The 18,691-nt window shown below is 40.7% G+C and carries 15 protein-coding genes; 7 read left to right on the top strand and 8 right to left on the bottom strand.

What is annotated here, in order from left to right:
• Position 1 precedes the first annotated feature (1 nt).
• Together AC5590_RS21840 and AC5590_RS21835 are read left to right on the top strand one after the other, a co-directional pair.
• Complete coding sequence (locus AC5590_RS21840) at positions 2–3,628, top strand: helicase-related protein (protein ID WP_169265521.1); 3,627 nt, start codon at positions 2–4, stop codon at positions 3,626–3,628.
• Between the two features lie 24 nt (positions 3,629–3,652).
• Entirely contained in the window at positions 3,653–5,698 is a 2,046-nt protein-coding gene (locus tag AC5590_RS21835) for a hypothetical protein (RefSeq protein ID WP_169265520.1), read from the top strand.
• Between the two features lie 373 nt (positions 5,699–6,071).
• On the opposite strand, the gene AC5590_RS21830 is transcribed toward AC5590_RS21835, so the two are convergent.
• Genes AC5590_RS21830 through ureG form a run of 4 tightly spaced genes read right to left on the bottom strand, consistent with a single transcriptional unit; the run spans position 6,072 to position 8,806 of the window.
• Positions 6,072–6,776: an urease accessory protein UreF gene (locus AC5590_RS21830; RefSeq protein WP_169265519.1), complete on the bottom strand. Its 705-nt coding sequence runs from the start codon at positions 6,774–6,776 to the stop codon at positions 6,072–6,074.
• Positions 6,773–7,297: an urease accessory protein UreE gene (locus AC5590_RS21825; RefSeq protein WP_169265518.1), complete on the bottom strand. Its 525-nt coding sequence runs from the start codon at positions 7,295–7,297 to the stop codon at positions 6,773–6,775. The genes AC5590_RS21830 and AC5590_RS21825 overlap by 4 nt, the downstream gene beginning before the upstream one ends.
• On the bottom strand, positions 7,294–8,142 hold the full coding sequence (locus AC5590_RS21820; protein WP_169265517.1) for an urease accessory protein UreD: 849 nt from the start codon (positions 8,140–8,142) through the stop codon (positions 7,294–7,296). Before AC5590_RS21820 ends, AC5590_RS21825 begins: the two co-directional genes overlap by 4 nt.
• Positions 8,129–8,806 (bottom strand): urease accessory protein UreG, encoded by a 678-nt coding sequence (ureG, locus tag AC5590_RS21815; protein ID WP_169265516.1) that lies wholly within the window; start codon positions 8,804–8,806, stop codon positions 8,129–8,131. The genes AC5590_RS21820 and ureG overlap by 14 nt, the downstream gene beginning before the upstream one ends.
• A 266-nt stretch (positions 8,807–9,072) precedes the next feature.
• Between ureG and AC5590_RS21810 the strand changes: the two genes are divergently transcribed.
• Positions 9,073–10,086 (top strand): WD40/YVTN/BNR-like repeat-containing protein, encoded by a 1,014-nt coding sequence (locus tag AC5590_RS21810; protein ID WP_169265515.1) that lies wholly within the window; start codon positions 9,073–9,075, stop codon positions 10,084–10,086.
• 50 nt (positions 10,087–10,136) lie between these two features.
• Here AC5590_RS21810 and AC5590_RS21805 read toward each other — a convergent pair whose 3' ends face one another.
• A complete protein-coding gene (locus tag AC5590_RS21805; protein WP_169265529.1) occupies positions 10,137–10,478 on the bottom strand; it encodes an urease subunit beta in 342 nt (113 codons plus the stop codon).
• Between the two features lie 343 nt (positions 10,479–10,821).
• Entirely contained in the window at positions 10,822–11,127 is a 306-nt protein-coding gene (ureA, locus tag AC5590_RS21800; RefSeq protein ID WP_169157792.1) for an urease subunit gamma, read from the bottom strand.
• Positions 11,128–12,880: 1,753 nt separating this feature from the next.
• On the opposite strand from ureA, the gene AC5590_RS21795 reads away from it, so the two are divergent.
• Positions 12,881–13,384 carry an RNA recognition motif domain-containing protein gene (locus AC5590_RS21795; protein ID WP_169265514.1) on the top strand — a complete coding sequence of 168 codons (504 nt, stop codon included), beginning with the start codon at positions 12,881–12,883 and terminating at the stop codon, positions 13,382–13,384.
• Between the two features lie 70 nt (positions 13,385–13,454).
• Here AC5590_RS21795 and AC5590_RS21790 read toward each other — a convergent pair whose 3' ends face one another.
• A complete protein-coding gene (locus AC5590_RS21790) occupies positions 13,455–13,847 on the bottom strand; it encodes a hypothetical protein (protein ID WP_169265513.1) in 393 nt (130 codons plus the stop codon).
• 657 nt (positions 13,848–14,504) lie between these two features.
• Here AC5590_RS21790 and AC5590_RS21785 point away from each other — a divergent pair.
• Entirely contained in the window at positions 14,505–15,812 is a 1,308-nt protein-coding gene (locus tag AC5590_RS21785) for a glycosyltransferase family 4 protein (protein ID WP_169265512.1), read from the top strand.
• Positions 15,813–16,511: 699 nt separating this feature from the next.
• On the top strand, positions 16,512–17,273 hold the full coding sequence (locus AC5590_RS21780; protein ID WP_169265511.1) for a choice-of-anchor W domain-containing protein: 762 nt from the start codon (positions 16,512–16,514) through the stop codon (positions 17,271–17,273).
• A gap of 60 nt (positions 17,274–17,333) precedes the next feature.
• Here the strand turns inward: AC5590_RS21780 and AC5590_RS21775 are convergent, their stop codons facing one another.
• The gene (locus AC5590_RS21775; RefSeq protein ID WP_169265510.1) at positions 17,334–18,446 is read right to left on the bottom strand and encodes an RNA-guided endonuclease InsQ/TnpB family protein; all 1,113 of its coding nucleotides are present in this window, start codon (positions 18,444–18,446) and stop codon (positions 17,334–17,336) included.
• Positions 18,447–18,494: 48 nt separating this feature from the next.
• Between AC5590_RS21775 and AC5590_RS21770 the strand changes: the two genes are divergently transcribed.
• Entirely contained in the window at positions 18,495–18,674 is a 180-nt protein-coding gene (locus AC5590_RS21770) for a hypothetical protein (RefSeq protein WP_169265509.1), read from the top strand.
• Positions 18,675–18,691 lie beyond the last annotated feature (17 nt).

Here is an 18,691-nt window from a genome sequence, read left to right as displayed (position 1 = left end):
TATGAAGCCAGAAGATATTCTCAGTGATACAGGTTTGAATGTATCTGATTCTCAAAGACAAGAACAACATTTGCAATTTGTTGAAAATTTTTATCGGCGTATACATGGTCACATAACAGGAATATCTGACCATCGGAGTGTTATTACAGGCTCAACTGAACCTCGACGTTTGATGCCAACTGGTTATCTCTCAGCATTACCAGCAGTTTCATCAGTAAGTAGCCAACAACAGAATACTTTCCGTCCTAGTAATTGTGGTTTAGTAATTAACTTAGCTACAGATTGGGAGCAAAAGCAGTTACCTATAGAGTTAAAAATTCGCTTTAGTGTTTTCCTGCCTAAACTTGATTTAAGTAAAGCTGCGGATCGGTCATTAAGACCAATGTGGCAACGCTTTGATATAAGTGCTTCTATCAGTTCTATCATTCAGGATTTATTCGGCGATGGTTCTCCTACTCTTACTAAACTCAATCAGGATATTACAGACCAACTCATAAAGATAATTGAAATACATCAAGCAGATTCACAATCTTGGCTACTAGGACTTAATCCAATAATTGATGATTTAACCGGATCCGAATTTATCTTAGATCAAGATAAAAATTATAAAGAATTACAAGCTGAACTACGTAAGCGAATTACTAACAAAAAAAATAAAGGTAAAAATGACAAGACTACTGCTGACAGTGATATTCCGTTAGGTCAAGTTTCTCCTGTTAATTTCAAGGTTACAGTTGAAGCACAAAAACGAACTTTAGGAGGACAAACGAGACTACGTCTATTTTTGAGAAATAAGAGTGACCAGATAGCTATTTTTGGCGATCCCAGAGATACAGGTTTATTTGGAGCTTGCCTGGAAATTAAATTACCACAAGAAATGTGGCAGCCGATAGAACTATCTCGATTTAAAATATCTTACCAAGTGGACTCAACCGTTCCTGCTCAAGGAATTAACTGTACACCACAATTTGATGAGAATCAGGGCTTTGTTCGTATCTGGACTGAGTTTTTACCCATTTATTGGCAAAAGAGACTTTATACTGCTGGTATTAAAGCTCCTTTTAAATATTTGGCGATCAATGATGGAGATGCTGACCTTCAAATACTCCAATCCATTTTGCTAAAAATGGGAGAATATCGAGATAATTGGCAAGCATTAATTAATCAAAAACATCCACAAACAGGGGGAAATCAGGATAACGCTGAAGCTCAAGCCGATTTAGATAATTTTAAGCAAGAAATTCAGCGCTTTGAGTTAGGTATTCAGGTTTTATCAAATCCAAAATATGCCATGCTTCGACGGGCTTTTAATTTGATGAATCAGACATTTGTCGAGATTGATGAAAAGCGCAAGCAACGTAAAAAAGCAATTTATGAGAACTGGCGACCTTTTCAAATTGTTTACATTGTTTCTAATCTTGTAGCACTAGCAGCACGAAAATGGACTGGAGATTTCACCAAAAATCCCTTGGCACAGATTGACCATGCTGCCGTGGTTCATTTCCCAACTGGCGGTGGTAAATCTGAAGCTGTGATGGGAATCATCCTTACTCAAGCATTTTTTGACCGCCTGCGGAGTCGGGATTGGGGCGTAGTCGCTTGGTTGCGCTATCCCCTACGCTTGCTCACTTACCAGCAATTGCAACGTTTTCTGGATACTCTTGTTGTTGCAGATGAAGTCAGAAAACAGCAACCCGATTTAGCCAATACTGCTGAGTTCACAGTAGGTTATTACGGCGGTCGAGATAACAGTCCAAATTCTCTGAAGTCTGTTCCCGATGAACTCGGAAAATACATAGGACAGGCTAAAAAGGAAATGCAAGATGCAGGTATAACAAAGCTTCCTAAATACTTAAGTTTGGCGGATGTAGGACAATACGTTCCCGGCTCAATCCAGCAGTATCGCATGGTAATGCGCTGCCCCTACTGCGGATTAGAGGAAGTTCACACTTTTATCGATCCACAAACAAAAGAACTTCGGCATCGTTGCGGTTCTCTAAATAAACCTTTACCTCAAAATGCTTGTGGTCGGGAAATTCCACTCTACATTGTTGATGAAGATATTTACAGCCGACTGCCAACTCTACTGGTAGGAACTCTTGACAAAATTGCCAATATAACATTTCGTCCTGCTAGCCGCACTTTGTTTGGTGGTGTCTCAGATATATGTTCTGTACATGGTTTTGTAGCGAATAACACTTGTCACAAACAGGATTCGGTTGGTGGATGTACTCGACGAGAATTGAAACATCTCTCCAGCGCACCTGTTGATCCTGGCATCCCTCTGATTTTTCAGGACGAATTACACTTACTACGCGAAGAATTAGGAACTTTTGATGGTCACTACGAAGCTTTGATTGATTCTATTCACGAAGAACGGGGGGCAATACGTCCAAAGGTTTTGGCTGCAACTGCTACCATTGAGGGGGCAGAGCAACAAACTAGACATCTTTACTGGCGAGAACTTTCTCAATTTCCAGTGCGAGGACCTGCTGAGGGACGTAGTTTCTATGCAAACCAGCATAGCCGATATGTAACTAGAGGCTTTGTGGGGTTACGTCCTACAGCGGCTAATCCCCTTGATGCAGCAATGGCTTTAATTTCAGCCCTACGGACTGAGTTAGAAATTATTCGCAACAATCCTGCAAAATATAAGGTTGAGTATGGACTTAGTTCTTTAACTGATGAGGAATTTCTAAAATTAGTAGATGAGCATGACCTTTGCTGTACTTATGTAAACTCGAAAAATGATGGTTCTGATATTCGACGCTCCATTAATGAACAAGTAAAGGCTGAATTGCGAGATCAATTTGGAGAAAGCCAAGCCAATGCTATGCTTCCAGAAGCAATTACTCTTTCTGGAGATGATGGGATTGAGGTGGTTAAAGAAGTCTTAAAACGGATGGAGACACGGCAAAAAGATTTGAATCCAAATAGCTCAGAACGGCTAAGAGATGTGGTAGCAACCAGTTTGATTTCTCACGGGGTTGATATTGACCGACTTAATTTAATGTTGTTTTACGGATGGCCCAGTACAACAGCGGAATACATTCAGGCATCAAGTCGTGCTGGCAGAACTGTTCCAGGTTTAGTATTCATATTATTTCGACCGCAACGCGCTCGTGAACGAGCTATTTTTGACTATTTTGTGAAAGCGCACGAATACTTAGATCAGATGGTGGAAGCTGTCCCCATTGACCGCTTTGCTCACAATGCTCTTTATCGAACAGCTTTTGGTTTACTGCTTGGACGCTTGCTTCATATTGATGGTCCTGCGGCGCGAGGAGGAAATCAGGTGATTGACTTAGCAGGAATAGATAAACTTGATAAATTGCGCGAGCTAATTCATGGTCTCGGAAAAGGGGGTTCGCCTATTGATATTAATACTGTTGTCGGTAAAATTCCTAATACTATTAACCCCGATCTTTTGCCAGAGGGAGAGGTTTTTAATATACCCTTGAAGTTAGTTGCTGCTGCTTTTTTGTCTCAAATAGAACGCATTGTACAAGATCCAAATGAAAGTAATCTTGTTACCAATGGTTTGACAAAAGATGATATCGCTGACGATTTCCGTCTGCTATTATCTCTTCGGGATGTCGATACAGGTATTCGGATTACTGGGTACTAATTATTAAAATTGGGGAATAAATATATGAGTCAGCCAGCATATAGCCGTTCTAAAGGTCAAGTATTGCGTCGATATGAACCAGGAAGTGTTGCGACAATTCCTGCCGGAACTATTCAAGTTTATAGACATTTTGCCAGAAAAGTAGACGAACTTAGCAGAAAATTACAAGATGCTGTGCGCCAAGAACTTTATCGTTGGGAGCATAAAGATGCTCAAATGACGGCATTTGAAAACTACACTGCAGAATGTGTTTTTGTTATCACCCAATCAGTTAATGGTAAAAGATTAGAAGTTCGAGAGTGTGCCAACTGCGGAGCTATTCGTTACATAAAGCAATGGAGAGGAGACCCAGATGCACCCTGCCATCGTTGTAATCATCCAACCCTAAATGAAATACCCTTTGTTTTTGCTCATACTGATGGCACGATGATTCAGTTAACTCCCAGAATTTGTCCGCATCACGGTACAGATTATTTAGTATTGGAAAGGGGCTACCTAAAGCGATGGCGGTGTAAGGTTGACGGCTGTAGTCATGCAGAAACAATAGTCCTTCCTTTACCTAAAAATTCTATCATGAAGCGTTCTGAGGTCGTGAATTCTATAGAGGGAAAAACAGGTAAGCCGCCTAGCCAAATGATGTCTTTGACGAACGTTTCTGATAATAAGCTTCAGGTAGTTCATTCGCTTTCTCGAATTAATCCTACTCCAAATGTTGAGAAGTTTCTTGGCTATTCTGAATCTCTTCAAATCCTTTTAGCTATACATCTAGATTATTTTAAGCATCAGTGTAAAAATATTTCTGAATTAACAGAAATTATTCGGGTTCTTGGTCAAGGCAGTCAGGAAGACCAAAAAGAATTAGAGCAACTACTGAAAACCCTGCAATTGAGCGGCTTGGATGAGGTACAAATTAAAAAAATTCTAGCTAACAGAAAACAAGTTAAAGAGAGCGAGGCTGGTGGACCAATTGTTGCTGACTTAAGAAAAGCTTTAACGCAACTTTCGCCCAATACCCTACAACTATTAGGAGATGCTAAGACAGAAAAAGAAACACGCGATCGCAGAGAAAATATAACAGCTGCTCAGGAGAATGCTCGTACCCTTAGAGAACAGCTCGGTGACTATGCTGTGTTGCTAGATTTACAGGCTGAAAACCTTGATGAGGCTGTAACACATTTAGCTGGGATTAACTCCCCATTCTATGCCAATTTGTCAGCGGCAGGTTCTTTAATGCGTAAGAGCTTGGGCATAAATCAGGTGATGGTCATTAAAGACTTGCCTGTCTTGCATCTTGCCTACGGATATACTCGCTTATCTCACCAACCGGAAGCCTCTGTATTGTGGGCATTTGACCGCAAGAACTTTGATTTGGCAGGCGAGGAACCAAAAGGAAATTGGATTCCCATGCCAGTTTACAAACTTAAAACTGAAGCCCTTTTGTTCCAATTCGATGCCAAACGGATTGTTAGATGGCTCCATGCCAATAATTTAGCTCCCGCTCCAACTAGTATTAGCGAACCAACACTCTGGCTATTAGAGCACCACAGTCGGATTACTAGCCGTAGTGGTCCCGCATTTAACGATACTTTGCCTCCAGATTTTCTAATTCCCTGGTTAGTAAGTTCGGCGCTACACAGTGCTAATCATCTTTTAATTAAAGCGATCGCTGACCAAAGTAGCTTCGGTGAAACTGCTCTTTCTGAACATTTACTTTTTAGTCTGAACCAAACAATAATTTTTGTAAATCGCTTGCAAGAATTTTCTCTTGGCGGACTGAAAACCTTTTTTGAGCAGCGTTTGGATCAAGCATTTCAAAGCCTTTTGCAAGAAAGAGGCGACTGTATGTTTGACCCCTACTGTGAAGAGTCTTTGGGAGGAGCTTGTAATGGATGTTTGCATTTACCAGAGGTCGTTTGTCGCCTATTTAATAATGCTCTCAGCCGTATATTACTTTACGGTGGTGAAATTAGCACAAATATGGAGGGCGTTGAAAGAACTCTCTGGAATAGTCTATCCTCCCTAGTTGAGAGTGATCAATTTATTGGTTTGTGGGATAGCAGTGTAGATTAGCAGTACTCATCAGCTCGCTGTGGGCAGGTAGGGAGTCACTTGTCTCCTCAAGGGAAGGGTTTTTACCTTCATTCAAGGGTCAGTTATGAGATTTTGGGTTGTTTACCCACGTTCTCACCTTGGGCTATAATGCTGTTTTCACAAGGTTATTACCCCTACTATTGTTCAATTCCTCCTTTAGATTGTGATTTGTTGATTATAGGACTTACGCAAAAACTCTTTTAAACCCTCTTAACTATGCGCTAAGGCGCACGCTACGCGAACGTGACGGACACTCTCCTCAACGGGGGGAACCCCCGCACGGAGGTGTCCTCCTCTTTGCGTCCTTTGCTGTTCATTTCTTGATTATTTTGCCTAAGCCCTGTAAGAACAATTAACTAGCAAATAATCTCTGAGCGAGTTTTTGATGCCGCATTTGGGCGATATCTATAGTAGGAGTACAAGACCACATTTGCTCCAGACTCATTGATGCAGCAGTGTGGTAGGCTGTCTCAATCTCTGGTGCTAGCTGAAGCAAAACTCGTTGTGCTTGCAGATGTCCCACAACACTCAAACGGATAGCAGCACCCAACAACCCAGTGACGAAGCTATGCAAAAAACCCAGCACTGTATCCTGTTCACTCAAAAGAGCTGCTCTACCAACTACAGCAAAGACAACTGGATGTAAGCAATTAATTTTACCAATAGCCGCATCTTGATTTAAAATGTCTAATTGAGAATCTTGCCAAGTTGAACTGGCAACCATGAGCAAGGCGCGTCCGCTTTTGCGCTGGGTTTCGCGCGTTTTCTCAACTAAGGTTTGAGCAAATAATCGAGCATCTGCGGTTCGTACTGCTTCCAAGTCAGCGATCGCACTTCCTCGGTAGGCGTGGATCAATGCTACTGTATCTGTAACTCCTACCTTATTACGTAATAATAGCCGCAAAAAAGTTTGCAAGTCTTCTGAACCACGGAGTTGATTTTCTTGGACTAAGGATTCTAAGCCGTGAGATAAAGTAAAAGAGCCAGAGGGGAAGAAAGAATCAGACAACTGCATTAAGGTGAGTTGTTGGGCGAACACGGATGCAGGTAAACTCATGAGCCGTGATCGTGATGACTGTGTGGAGAAAAGTCGAGATGTTGTTGTGGCGAACGCAGTTCAAAGTCAATCTGCAAGCCAGGAATCTGAAAATCCCGAACAGTTGATTCCATAACTTCTACATCTGCTGCTAATTGAACGTAGAGTTTACCATCTTGCACAATAATAGGCCAATGGTGATTACCCAAGACATGACCGAGATGAATTAATTCAATCGGATGCTCAGTAACTGGCTTAGTAAAACTAAGTACCATGACCTTTTGCTCTTGCAGATGAACAAGTAGTAATTTACCTTCTTCCGTTTCTAAAACATCTCCTTCCCGCAGTGCCCAATCTCGACTTTTCACAATTCCTACAGCCGCACCAGTGGTAGTGTGAGCGTGAATTCGACCTTTACGGCTATCAGTTTGACTGATATGAACTTCCAAGCAAAGTGCTGAAAAACGAGCTTTTTCTATCCGTTCAGATAAGCTGACATTTTCTTTTGAATTGCCCAGGTAAATTTCTGCTAATTCAGTCATAAATCATTGGGTAAAAGAGGTTGATCAATAGAGCGACGCACGCAGTTTAAAGCGTTTTTTAAAAACTTTTTGAGTTCATGAGTCCCACTCGCCATAGCTCTAATCAGCAAACCTTTGTTTCTTGGTAATATTGAGCTTGCGACAGTCAAACCTGAGCAGTTAGCTGCTTCGAAATTTTCTACATTTTTACTTAAAAATTCGAGATTTATCTCAGGTAAAACAACAATTATATTACCAATCATAGGTGAAGAAGCAAATAGATTAGTCTTAGTAAAAAGATTTTCTTTTCCTTCTAAGCGCATCGCATCAGTAAACCATAGCTCTCCACAAGTAGAACTCACTTGCAAGCGACTAAAATAGTGATTAAATTGGTACAATTCTCCTCTAGCAAGCCTTCCAGGTAAAATCATTTCACTCAAAAATAATCTTCCAGTTGGATGAATCTTGATATTTATACTTTGCTCCAAAGTCGCATCAGTAAAGAAAATTAACGGTTCTGGTACAAATTCTAACGTTGCGCCTTCCCCAATTTCAATTTCATAATTGGTTGTCGCTTTTGAGCCTGCTATAGGCATCGAATGAACTTTAGTTGCAGCTTGTTCCGTAAGATAAACGCTAGTATGATCTGCGAGTTGCAAAGATACATTCAACTCATCTTGTGCCAGTAAACCTGGAGATGTGCTCATAACATAGAGATAAGCACGCTGAAAATCAGCATCATCGAGATAAAATACCGGAGATACCCTCAAAGGATAAGCTGTGTATTGATGGCTGAGAATAGTTTGACCAAAGCGATTACACTTGAGCCCTAACTCCAAGTTATAGCGCTTCTCATCTGCGTCCATCTACTTCGGCGTCCATGTGCAGTTCCTCAATTTTTTGATGTATTACAGAAGCACTGCGAAACAGAACTGTCTCCAGAATAAAATCGATTACCTCGTCTAATCCTTCTCCCGTCTTGCAATTAGTATATGCAATAGGTTTACCTCGACGGTATACCGGGGCTTCTTTCCGGATTAACTCCAAATCAGCACCAACATAAGGAGCAATATCAATTTTATTAACCACTGCTAAATCAGCTTGTACAAAGCCAGGACCATTTTTGCGAGGGATATCATCTCCCGCACCTACATCAATCACAAAAATATACGAATCCACCAAATCATAGCTAAAAGTGGAGGCAAGATTATCACCACCACTTTCAATCAAGATTAAGTCTAATTCAGGAATGAGTAACTCAAAATCCTTTACTGCTAAAAGATTCATACTCGGATCTTCCCGAATTGCTGTGTGCGGACAGCTACCCGTTTCTACTCCGACAATCCGTTCTGGAGGTAAAAATCCGCGACTTTTGAGTCGATCTGCATCTTCCGTAGTTAGTAAGTCATTAGTGACAACTGCTACTTCAATGCCCTGATTCATCAATGTTGGGACTATAGACTCTATTAGAGCTGTTTTTCCGCTTCCTACTGGTCCCCCAATCCCCAGTCGAGCTGCTGACTTTAGCATAGCTAATCTATCCTGCTTGAACTCTTGGAGACTGCTAGTATAATCAGACCCTAGCTATCTTCACTATTCTACAGTAGTCGTTACATACAAACGCAGCTATAAGAGTCCTGCTTAAAATGATGGACACTTATCCTCATGCTTAGGACTGAGTTCAGGGTTGAACGAATTCACTACAGTAGATTAAGAAGTAGGTGCTGAAGGAGTGAGCCATTTAGTGCAACAGATGCTCATAGTGGCAGCACCGATGAGGTTTGGAGGTTCAAACAATGGATAATACTCTACAGCAAATAGTCGAGCAGGTTGAGCCGACTTCGCACAAGCAAACAGATACAGATTTTGCCAATGCCTCTGCGACGATACACAAACCCGTAATAATAGCAGGAACATCTGATGGCTTGCTGTTTCTCGATTCCAGGCAATATGTTGAACTTGAAGGTCATTCCATCACTGCTCTTGCCTCAAGTCCAGATGGGTTGTGGGTTATAGTTGATCGCAACTCGGTATGGCATCGTAACCTAGAAGGCGAGTGGCATCAAATAACTTCAATTGATGATTTAAAGCTAAATTGCATCCTGCCTTACAATGACTCAGTTCTAGTCGGAACATCACAAGCTCATCTCATCCGCATTGCAGACGGAAACACGAATCGCATCAATTGCTTTGAGACGGCTGAGGGACGAGATGAATGGTATACGCCGTGGGGTGGTCCTCCAGATGTTCGTTCGATGGCTATAGGTCAATCTGGTGAACTCTACGTGAATGTGCACGTTGGAGGCATTTTGCGCTCCGATGACCAGGGAAAGTCATGGCAACCTACCATCGACTTTCATGCAGATGTCCATGAGGTGCTGACTGTTCCATCTCATCGAGATCTTGTGCTAGCGGCTACAGCCCAGGGGCTGGCTGTGAGTAAAGATAGAGGGAATTCTTGGAGGTTTTCACACGAAAACCTACATGCTGCTTACGCACGAGCCATAGCTGTGTGTGAAGAAACCATTTTGATGACTGCTTCTACTGGTCCAAGTGGTCACAAAGCAGCCATCTATCGACACCCACTCGACAAGCCAGGAGCCTTCGAGAAATGTGAGCGAGGGCTGCCGGAGTGGTTCAATAACAATATCAACACGGGAACTCTTTCTACGTCAGGGAATCTGGCTGCTTTTGGAACCAGTGACGGTCAGGTCTTTTTCTCGGATGATGCTGGGATTACGTGGAAGCAAGTTGCAGCGGATTTGGCTTCAATCTGCTGTCTGAATCTTATGGCGACTTCTAAGAAATAAATTACAGCACAATAGGGGCGCTCTTGCTTGCGCCCTTACTCGTTTTAAAATCATTTTTTCTGTTTCTCTAAAAATCCATTCACTAATCCATTAAAACCATAGATTTCACGGCTACCTCCGAATGGGACTAACTCAACTTCTTTTTCATCTCCTGGTTCAAATCTAATTGCTGTCCCCGCTGGAATATTTAAGCGCTTACCGTAAGCTTTACTGCGCTCAAATTGTAGACCTTTTTTGTCTTGACTGCCATCATTAACTTCATAAAAGTGGAAATGAGAACCAACTTGAATTGGGCGATCGCCTTGATTACTAACTCTAATTTTGGTAATCTCTCGCCCACCATTGAGTTCGATTGGTTCTGATTTAGTAATTATTATCTGTCCTGGAGTCATTGCTATTTTTTCGACTTTAATCGAGGAAGCCTCGTTGTTAAAGTTTTTACCTTCAACTTGAACATTTCTTAGGTCATCGACATTACTAGTAAAGATTTTACTCCTACCCCTAAATTCCTCGTCTTCGTATATCGTGACTTTCATGCCTGCTGGCACTGTTAAGGAACTGAGCTTATTGTCACCAATTCCCAAATCGTAAATCTTATACTCCCCTTCTCCCAGTTCCTTGTGATTTCCCTTGTAGTTAGGAGCTTCATAAATCACTACTTTGTTACTTGTATACATTTATAGTTGCCCTTACTCTCAACTCATAATCTAAAATTCTGCATCTTTTCGGGAGATTTTAGTCTTGAATGGGATTATGTACTGTTACTAATTTTGTTCCATCAGGAAAGGTTGCTTCTACTTGCACTTCATGGATCATTTCTGGTATTCCATCCATAACATCATCCCTTTTCAATAACTTTCCTCCCTCACTCATTAATTGACTCACAGTTTTTCCTTCTCTTGCGCCTTCTAAAATAGCAGCAGATATATACGCGACGGCTTCGGGGTAATTTAGCTTTAACCCCTTGTCTTTACGTCTTTCTGCTACTAGAGCCGCTGTAAAAATGAGCAGTTTATCTTTTTCTTGAGGTGATAGTTGCATAAAAGTTTTCCTTTAATGACATTTGTAGTTTGTATTTACTTTACTCAATTCTCTTCTCTTTTCAAAAATTTTATGAGTATTATTTGCAGTAGTAATTTTTGTTTCAGCGTTGAGAAAAATAGTATTTAAAAAATTTTCAGCGGAAGTAAACATTCTTTCTGAAATTAAGATATACTCGTCTAATTAACCAATTTTACCCCAGTGGGGGATAGGATGATAACTGTCCCATTAGTCATTGGGAGGCACTGCGTTGGGGAGGACAGTGCCGTGGGCGGGTTTCCCGACTTGAGGCACCTGTCCGTTGAGCCAGTACTTGATGAGGGTCTCCCGACCTAGGTATCTGGGGCGTCCGGGTTCCCCGACAGTCACGCATGTGCCGTTCATTAGTATTACTTTTCACTTTGAACAAACGGATGAAAAAACTGTTTTCCGTGGAATAAGTTAAATTAATGAAAAAACGAAAAAACCGAGTCATCCCCTGGCGCTTCTCCCACCACTCGCCCTCGTCGCAAAGCGTGTCCGCAGGACAAGCGAGCATACTTTGAATTCCCGAAAGAATGGGAGACTTACGCCGAACTTGTCAAATATACAGCGAGTTAGATCCTTAAGCATCGTTGGAGGCAGGGTTATCCGGAATTAAGCAACAAGATTTCCAAAGTGCGATACGCACAAACTAAAGCCTCGGGCTTATCGCCATCCTAGAACCACTAACCCAAAGAGTTGGTTACAGTAACATTTCTTTACAAGCGCAAATTGGGTTAATTGTAGCTTATGCAAAAAGCGCTAACATCCCAAGGACGACCGCTTTATGCGAAACTCTCACTCAAAGTTAAAATTCTGAAGTACAACAGTGTGCAAATCACACTTTAAAGAGATTGACATTTTTTTGACAATGATATAAAAGTTACTAATTTAGAGCCTTTGGAGCAAGACACGAGATCCAAACTCTGCAAACTCATAGCGGTACAAGCATCTACGGTCCTCATTCCATTTGGTCTACTGTTTAAGCCGTTGCAACGGAGGCGGTTGGAGCATACATTTTGTTAAAAAGTTAGTCATTAGTCACTAGACCTCTCCAAAAATGGCTATGAAACCTTTACAACGCTTGCACTAAAAATCGATTTTTGGAGAGATCTACTAGTGATTTGACTTTTTACTGTACACTTAATAACTTCGCACGGCGATTTGTAAACAAAAGTTGCACAATTTTCAATAAAATGTTAGATTTCTTTATATTAACAGCAATAGCCGATATACCGTGGGTTCCAAGCTTGCTTATCTGTGCGGCAGCTTGCGATACATAGCATTTTTCTCCCCAACACAGCAGTTAATCAGCCAGTAACTGGCTGGTTTTTGTTTATTATGATATGAAAGTGTAGAAAAAGTGTATTTGATGCTACTATGCAATTATGGTATTGCTATAAATGTCTAATATGAACTGGCTGCGTGTAAAATAGCGTGATAATGTAGGGAATGGTGTTTGATTCTTTGGAAAAATGAAGGGTTGAAGAACTTTCGAGTTATAAGCAGTACGCAGTAAAATTCCAAATTCTTAGAATAAAGGTGTCGTTAGAATTGTGCGCTTTTGTATTAAGCAAGCTTTATCCTGGTAAAAAACTGTATTGTATAGGTTAACAGTTCGCAGAAAAAAATTGGTTTATGGCAGAATTGCTCAACAGTATTTATATAAAGCCACAGCCAAGCTACTGTTTTTTGCCTGGTCGTTTTCACTCAACTTGTGGAGGTTTAGTTCATGTCGATTCGCCTATACATAGGTAATTTGCCCAAAGAAGAAATAGATCGTCAAGAGCTGCAGGCAGTTTTTGCAGCAGAAGGCGATGCTGTTACCACAAAACTGATTAAAGACCGAAAAACTGGCAAGTGTCGTGGTTTTGGTTTTCTTACAGTCAATAATGACGAACAAGCAGACCAAATTATTGAAAAGTACAACGGTCAGTTGTTCAAAGACACTGCGATCAAACTCGAAAAAGCATTACCTCGTACCAAAGGAGAGGAAAATAACGAGGAGCAACCAACTAAAGTTATTACTCATCCTACAACTAATAACTCTAGTCCTACTCCAGCAAAAGAAAACAACCGTAGAGAAAAAAGCTCCAAGAAGTCTCGTCGTGGTGGCGGTGTTCGGGAAAACACACCAGCAACCGCTACTAGCGACGACGCGATTCGTCCAGATCCCAGGTGGGCTAATGAGTTGGAAAAGCTCAAGCAAATGCTTGCTGCACAAACGACGAGTTAAACTTCAACCAGGAAAGATTAAAAATTAAAAGTCAAGATTGTTGATTTTTAATTTTTAATCTAAATATCCCTTAGGTATTAATGGGAAGCTGTAACCATACTTGTAAGTGCGATCGCAACTCTTGGGCAAAATCTGATCGCTGGCTATACCTTTTTGTGCGAATAGGCTTGCGTTCTGGATCTAGCGTCCACCCATAGTCGCTACTCAGACGCAGCTTGTCTTGCCAATCTGAAATGGAAACGACAAGTCCAGATGCAGGGCTATTGTCTACACCTTGTACACGGAATACATAGTTGAAAGTATTTTGTTTACCAGGAGCGACAGTAGAGGGTTGCCCACATTCTACCAACAGTCGCGATCGCACTTGTTCGACAAGACCAGGTTTTACCAATTCTTCCAAAGTCCGAACCGCCAAAGTTAGGACAAAGTAAAATTCTTCCACAGGAACAAATTCTAATTGCATATAGTATCTTTCAGAGTGTGCCGGAGACTGAAGTCTCGAATCATTTTGTCAGATTGCTTATGTCGTCAATTAACTTACCATTTGTTGAGATATCCCTAGCTAGAAATTAACAGATGGTTGATTTTAACTTTTTGTCTTAAATTACGAAGTAAAAAATAAGACATTGAGAGACGCATCGCTAAAAATTAGTATCATTAATAACTTTCAATTATCATTAACAGGTTTTTATAAGTCATATTTGTTCAATAAGATTCTTACCTTGGGAAGTTGTCCTTGGAAATTTCGTAGTCAATTAGGTAGATTTTATCAATCATAGAAAGTAACTTTTTCATGTGCAATAGTCTTTTTTTATACTTGTGACCGAGAATTTTTTCGACGAAATAGTACGGTGATCTAGATGGATAAAACTCTATATATGTCAGGATCATTACAAAAGTTATGTTTTTTTATTAAGAAAATAAGATACAAATATAGCCAAGCAATGATTCAAGTAAGTATAAATATTTACAAGCATGAAAAATTACCTCTAGTAGCAGATGTATAAAAGTTTTGTGATCTTAAAATATAATAAAGATTAATTAAAATTTGCGAGAGGTAAAAGTCTAGTTGCATACGCAATTTGCCTAGTACCTCTTAACCAGAAGACACCAACAAACTATGAACTCTAGAACTGAACAACGCGTCGCCCTAATTTCCGTACACGGTGATCCGGCTGTTGAGATTGGGAAAGAAGAGGCTGGAGGACAAAACGTTTACGTGCGCCAAGTAGGAGAAGCACTAGCCAAGCTTGGATGGCAAGTAGATATGTTTACTCGCAAAGTGAGTGCGCAACAAGAAACAATAGTTCAACATAGCCCAAACTGTCGAACCATTCGCTTAGAAGCCGGCGCTGTTGAATTTGTACCGCGAGACGATTTGTTCGCAAACTTGCCAGAATTTGTAGAGAAATTTCTCCAATTCCAGCAAGAAAATGGCTTCGTATACTCTTTGGTTCATACAAACTACTGGCTTTCTAGTTGGGTAGGAATGCAGTTGAAGGAAAAACAAGGGAGCAAGCAGGTTCACACATACCACTCCCTAGGAGCAGTTAAGTACAACACGATTGATGTGATTCCTTTGGTTGCTGCAACCAGGCTAGCAGTAGAAAAACAGGTGTTAGAGACAGCCGAACGAATCGTTGCAACAAGTCCGCAGGAAAAAGAACATATGCGATCGCTTGTTTCCACAGAAGGAACCATCGACATTATTCCCTGCGGTACAGATATCGCACAGTTTGGTTGTATAGATCGACAAGCAGCAAGAGCTAAGTTGGGAATCGACCCAGAAGCGAAACTTGTCATGTATGTAGGGCGTTTTGATCCACGCAAAGGCATAGAAACACTAGTGCGTGCTGTCGGACAGTCTCAATTGCGAGGACCTTCTTCAAAGCTGCAGTTAATGATTGCTGGTGGTAGCCGCCCAGGTCAAAGCGATGGAATCGAGCGCGATCGGATTGAGAGTATTGTCGCCGAATTAGGGATGAACGACTTTACGACTTTCCCCGGTCGTGTCGAGCAAGAAATGCTGCCATATTACTACGCCGCTGCTGATGTTTGTGTTGTTCCCAGTCACTATGAACCTTTTGGACTAGTGGCTATTGAAGCAATGGCAAGTAAAACACCAGTTGTAGCTAGTGATGTCGGTGGACTTCAGTTTACAGTTATCTCTGAAGAAACTGGTTTACTTGCACCACCACAAGATGTCGCTGCTTTCTCTACTGCAATTGATCGAATTCTGAGCAGTTCCCAATGGCGAGACGAGTTGGGTGAAGCTGCCAGAAAACGCGTAGAAACAAAGTTCAGTTGGGAAGGAGTTGCATCTGATCTTGCTCAACTTTACACTCAATTGTTAGAGGATAAACCTGAAATAACACAACCGGAAATTTCCCCCGAAGACACACAAAAAGAAGCAATCTTGGCGAGTTAATATCAAATGTAAGAAGTTAATTTTTAAAAACTAAACTTTTTATTGTTAATTTCTTACACTTCGACGAATATCGATTATCTCTACGTCGAGACACAACTTGCGATCGTACATTTAAAATTTTTCACAATATTTGTTTCGGATAACAATACGGTTCCGTTCAAACAGTGAACAGTCAACAGGAACTGATAACTGATAACTGTATTGTTTCGGCGCAGACTTCTTTATGAAGTCTTTTTATTTTTTATGCATTTTTATGCATTCCTAGTTATTCCATAATCTTCATATTACGACTTAAGCACCATCTGCCAGAAACCCTTCGGCTACGCTCAGGGCAAGCCCGGTTTCTTCGTTCGTCTTTGGTTGCGAAACAGACGATTTTTGGTATAAACCAGGTTTCTTTGCGTATTTTTATATATATAAAAAACTTATATAATCAGATTGTTTTCCGAGTATTTCCCTAGTTTGAAAAAGTGAAAATTTCATGTTCAGTAAAATTTTCTGTAAAGTCCGACTCTTTTTATCGCTATTTCAGGAAGCCATATCCTAACGTGTGGAGATAGAAATGACGAACAAAGAACTCAGATCTCAGCTTGGGAATTCTTTCTTCACGCTGTTCAAGGTTTGAAAGTTATGGCTCGGGGTTTGGTCAAAATTACACAAAAAATTTCGTCAATTGAAGAATAAAACTAAGGAGATACCATGCTTTCTATACGCAAATCTATCAATAACAGCAAATCACTGATTGTAGTAGGACTAGCCACGTTGGGTTTATTTTTGTTACCTAACTCTGCCAAAGCCCTGACAATCGTTGATAGAACAGGATTTACTGATACAGATTTTGAGAATCTACTCCGTAATGGGCAATTTTCTGAATCGTTTGTTACCGAAGGACGAATTGGTAACAACAGTTTAGACACAACAGAACGTGAATTAGGAATAAATACACCAATAAGACCTAATGCTAATGGAGAATTAAGCGGTGGAAACCCTGTTGCTGCAGGTGAGTACGTCTGGGGTAATCGTCAAGGGGCAAACTTCTCCTTGGAATATACAGGAAGCACAATCAATTACACTGTCGGTGGTCAAACACTGACTAGCAATGCGTTTAGTGGCCCGGTGACTGATATCTTCCTGCGCACTTTTGCCAGCAATAATGGTAATGTCGCATTGACTAACCTGGCTTTTGACAACCAAGTATTTGGCGGTTTGTCGTCTTCATCTATCAACAACAGCCAAGACACAGACTATATCCAACTCAGCAATATATCTTCTCCTTTCACCCTAACTGGTCAAGCCTTAATAGGTTGGACGGGTATAACACCCGCGCGTTCTCAAGTAGCATATCAAATTAAAGTTGGCAGTTCCTCAACCACGAAGAGTGTACCTGAACCAGGAACAGTTGGTGCCATCTTCTTAGCGACAGTGGCAGGTATAGCTTATGGCAGAAGAAAAAAAGTGTAGGACGTAGTAATTTAGACTTTTATTTCACGCTGATTTACCCTACAGTTTAATCCCCTCCCCTTAATAAGCTACGCTGTACACACAAGTCATCGAATGTCCACAACTTTTGCAGTTGTAAGTTCTTTCTTTTAGCGGCATATCCTGAATATGTCGACAATTTGAACAGGTTTTACTTGATGGGAACCAACGGTCAGCAATGATTATTTCACTACCAAACTTTTTAGCTTTATATTCCAACTGGCGTTTAAACTCATGGAAACCACAATCAGCAATTACTTGAGCTAATTTATGGTTAGCTAGCATTCCGGAAACATTTAGATCTTCTACTACTATTTTTGCGTGGTTTTTGCATAAGAAAGTAGTGAGTCCACTTGCCGTCTTGGCGGCTTCCGTCACGATGGCAAAGTGGCGAACCCGAAGGGTGATTTGGTGAAGAGTATTCTTCCTGAGATTGGCTACCCTAGCATGATGTTTAGCTAGTTGAGTTTTGGCTTTATGTCTGTTGTTATATCCTTTAACTTTTCTCGAAAATTTTCTAGACAGTCTTCCGAGTTTTTCTAAGTTAGTTTTATAGTGTTTGGGATTAGGAAAAACCACACCAGTAGACAGTGTAGCCAATTCCTTGACATCTAAATCAACTCCCACAACACCCTGCTGTTTGGTGGTTGGTTCATGTTCCTGCTGATAAGTGAAAGCAATAAACCAACTGTCAGCAGTTCGCGATATTGTGATTGATTTACATGTGGTATATGGTAAACCTTCATAAGTTTTAACGCATCCAATAGTGGGAAGTTTTATTGACTTACCACCAACAGGAATAGGTTTGCCACTTGCATCAATAGTAAAAGAATCGTGATGACCCTTCTTTTTGAAATTAGGATAGCTACCAATGCCCGTAAAGAATCTGGAGAAAGCGTCACCTAAGTTATCAAAAGCATATTGAGTTATTTTTTGACAAATGCCTTTTTCTTTAATCCACTCAAACTCAGGTTTTACGTGGTTGTTAAAGAACTTTTTAAGAATGTATTTGTTAGGCTTTAACCCATCTTTAAACAAGCTATTCCAAGTTGCCAAACCCCAGTTGTAAGTAAATCTAGCTATTCCAGCATGTTTACTCATTATTATTTCTTGAGTTTTACTTAGTTTTAACTTTGTCTTGATGGATAAAAGCATTGTTTCGACTCTTCATGGTCTGCTAGTATTAGTATATCAATAGTAGCAATGACTTTTAAAAAGAAACATAAACTAGGTTTCACCAGTGATCGCCCGTTCGATAAAGACCCTGTATGCTTTAAGGTATTGCCAGGAGTTAAGGACAAGCTAAAAGCCGTTCCTGACTGGCAAGAACGGCTTAGAGGATTTGTCGATGAGCTAATTAAAGGTGTAGATGATTGTCAATAGAAGTGTAGGCTTGTCTA

This window comes from Brasilonema octagenarum UFV-OR1 (assembly GCF_963888615.1).
In the GTDB taxonomy this organism is placed as follows: domain Bacteria; phylum Cyanobacteriota; class Cyanobacteriia; order Cyanobacteriales; family Nostocaceae; genus Brasilonema; species Brasilonema sennae.
The sequence above is the reverse complement of the archived record's forward strand: the minus strand, read 5'-3'. Positions and strand labels throughout refer to the sequence as shown.

Bases quoted from the DNA above. Each gene is read 5' to 3' on its own strand.
- AC5590_RS21840 (WP_169265521.1), top strand. From the start codon at position 2: ATGAAGCCAGAAGATATTCTCAGTGATACAGGTTTGAATGTATCTGAT.
- AC5590_RS21835 (WP_169265520.1), top strand. From the start codon at position 3,653: ATGAGTCAGCCAGCATATAGCCGTTCTAAAGGTCAAGTATTGCGTCGA.
- AC5590_RS21830 (WP_169265519.1), bottom strand. From the start codon at position 6,776: ATGAGTTTACCTGCATCCGTGTTCGCCCAACAACTCACCTTAATGCAG.
- AC5590_RS21825 (WP_169265518.1), bottom strand. From the start codon at position 7,297: ATGACTGAATTAGCAGAAATTTACCTGGGCAATTCAAAAGAAAATGTC.
- AC5590_RS21820 (WP_169265517.1), bottom strand. From the start codon at position 8,142: ATGGACGCAGATGAGAAGCGCTATAACTTGGAGTTAGGGCTCAAGTGT.
- ureG (WP_169265516.1), bottom strand. From the start codon at position 8,806: ATGCTAAAGTCAGCAGCTCGACTGGGGATTGGGGGACCAGTAGGAAGC.
- AC5590_RS21810 (WP_169265515.1), top strand. From the start codon at position 9,073: ATGGATAATACTCTACAGCAAATAGTCGAGCAGGTTGAGCCGACTTCG.
- AC5590_RS21805 (WP_169265529.1), bottom strand. From the start codon at position 10,478: ATGACTCCAGGACAGATAATAATTACTAAATCAGAACCAATCGAACTC.
- ureA (WP_169157792.1), bottom strand. From the start codon at position 11,127: ATGCAACTATCACCTCAAGAAAAAGATAAACTGCTCATTTTTACAGCG.
- AC5590_RS21795 (WP_169265514.1), top strand. From the start codon at position 12,881: ATGTCGATTCGCCTATACATAGGTAATTTGCCCAAAGAAGAAATAGAT.
- AC5590_RS21790 (WP_169265513.1), bottom strand. From the start codon at position 13,847: ATGCAATTAGAATTTGTTCCTGTGGAAGAATTTTACTTTGTCCTAACT.
- AC5590_RS21785 (WP_169265512.1), top strand. From the start codon at position 14,505: ATGAACTCTAGAACTGAACAACGCGTCGCCCTAATTTCCGTACACGGT.
- AC5590_RS21780 (WP_169265511.1), top strand. From the start codon at position 16,512: ATGCTTTCTATACGCAAATCTATCAATAACAGCAAATCACTGATTGTA.
- AC5590_RS21775 (WP_169265510.1), bottom strand. From the start codon at position 18,446: ATGCTTTTATCCATCAAGACAAAGTTAAAACTAAGTAAAACTCAAGAA.
- AC5590_RS21770 (WP_169265509.1), top strand. From the start codon at position 18,495: ATGACTTTTAAAAAGAAACATAAACTAGGTTTCACCAGTGATCGCCCG.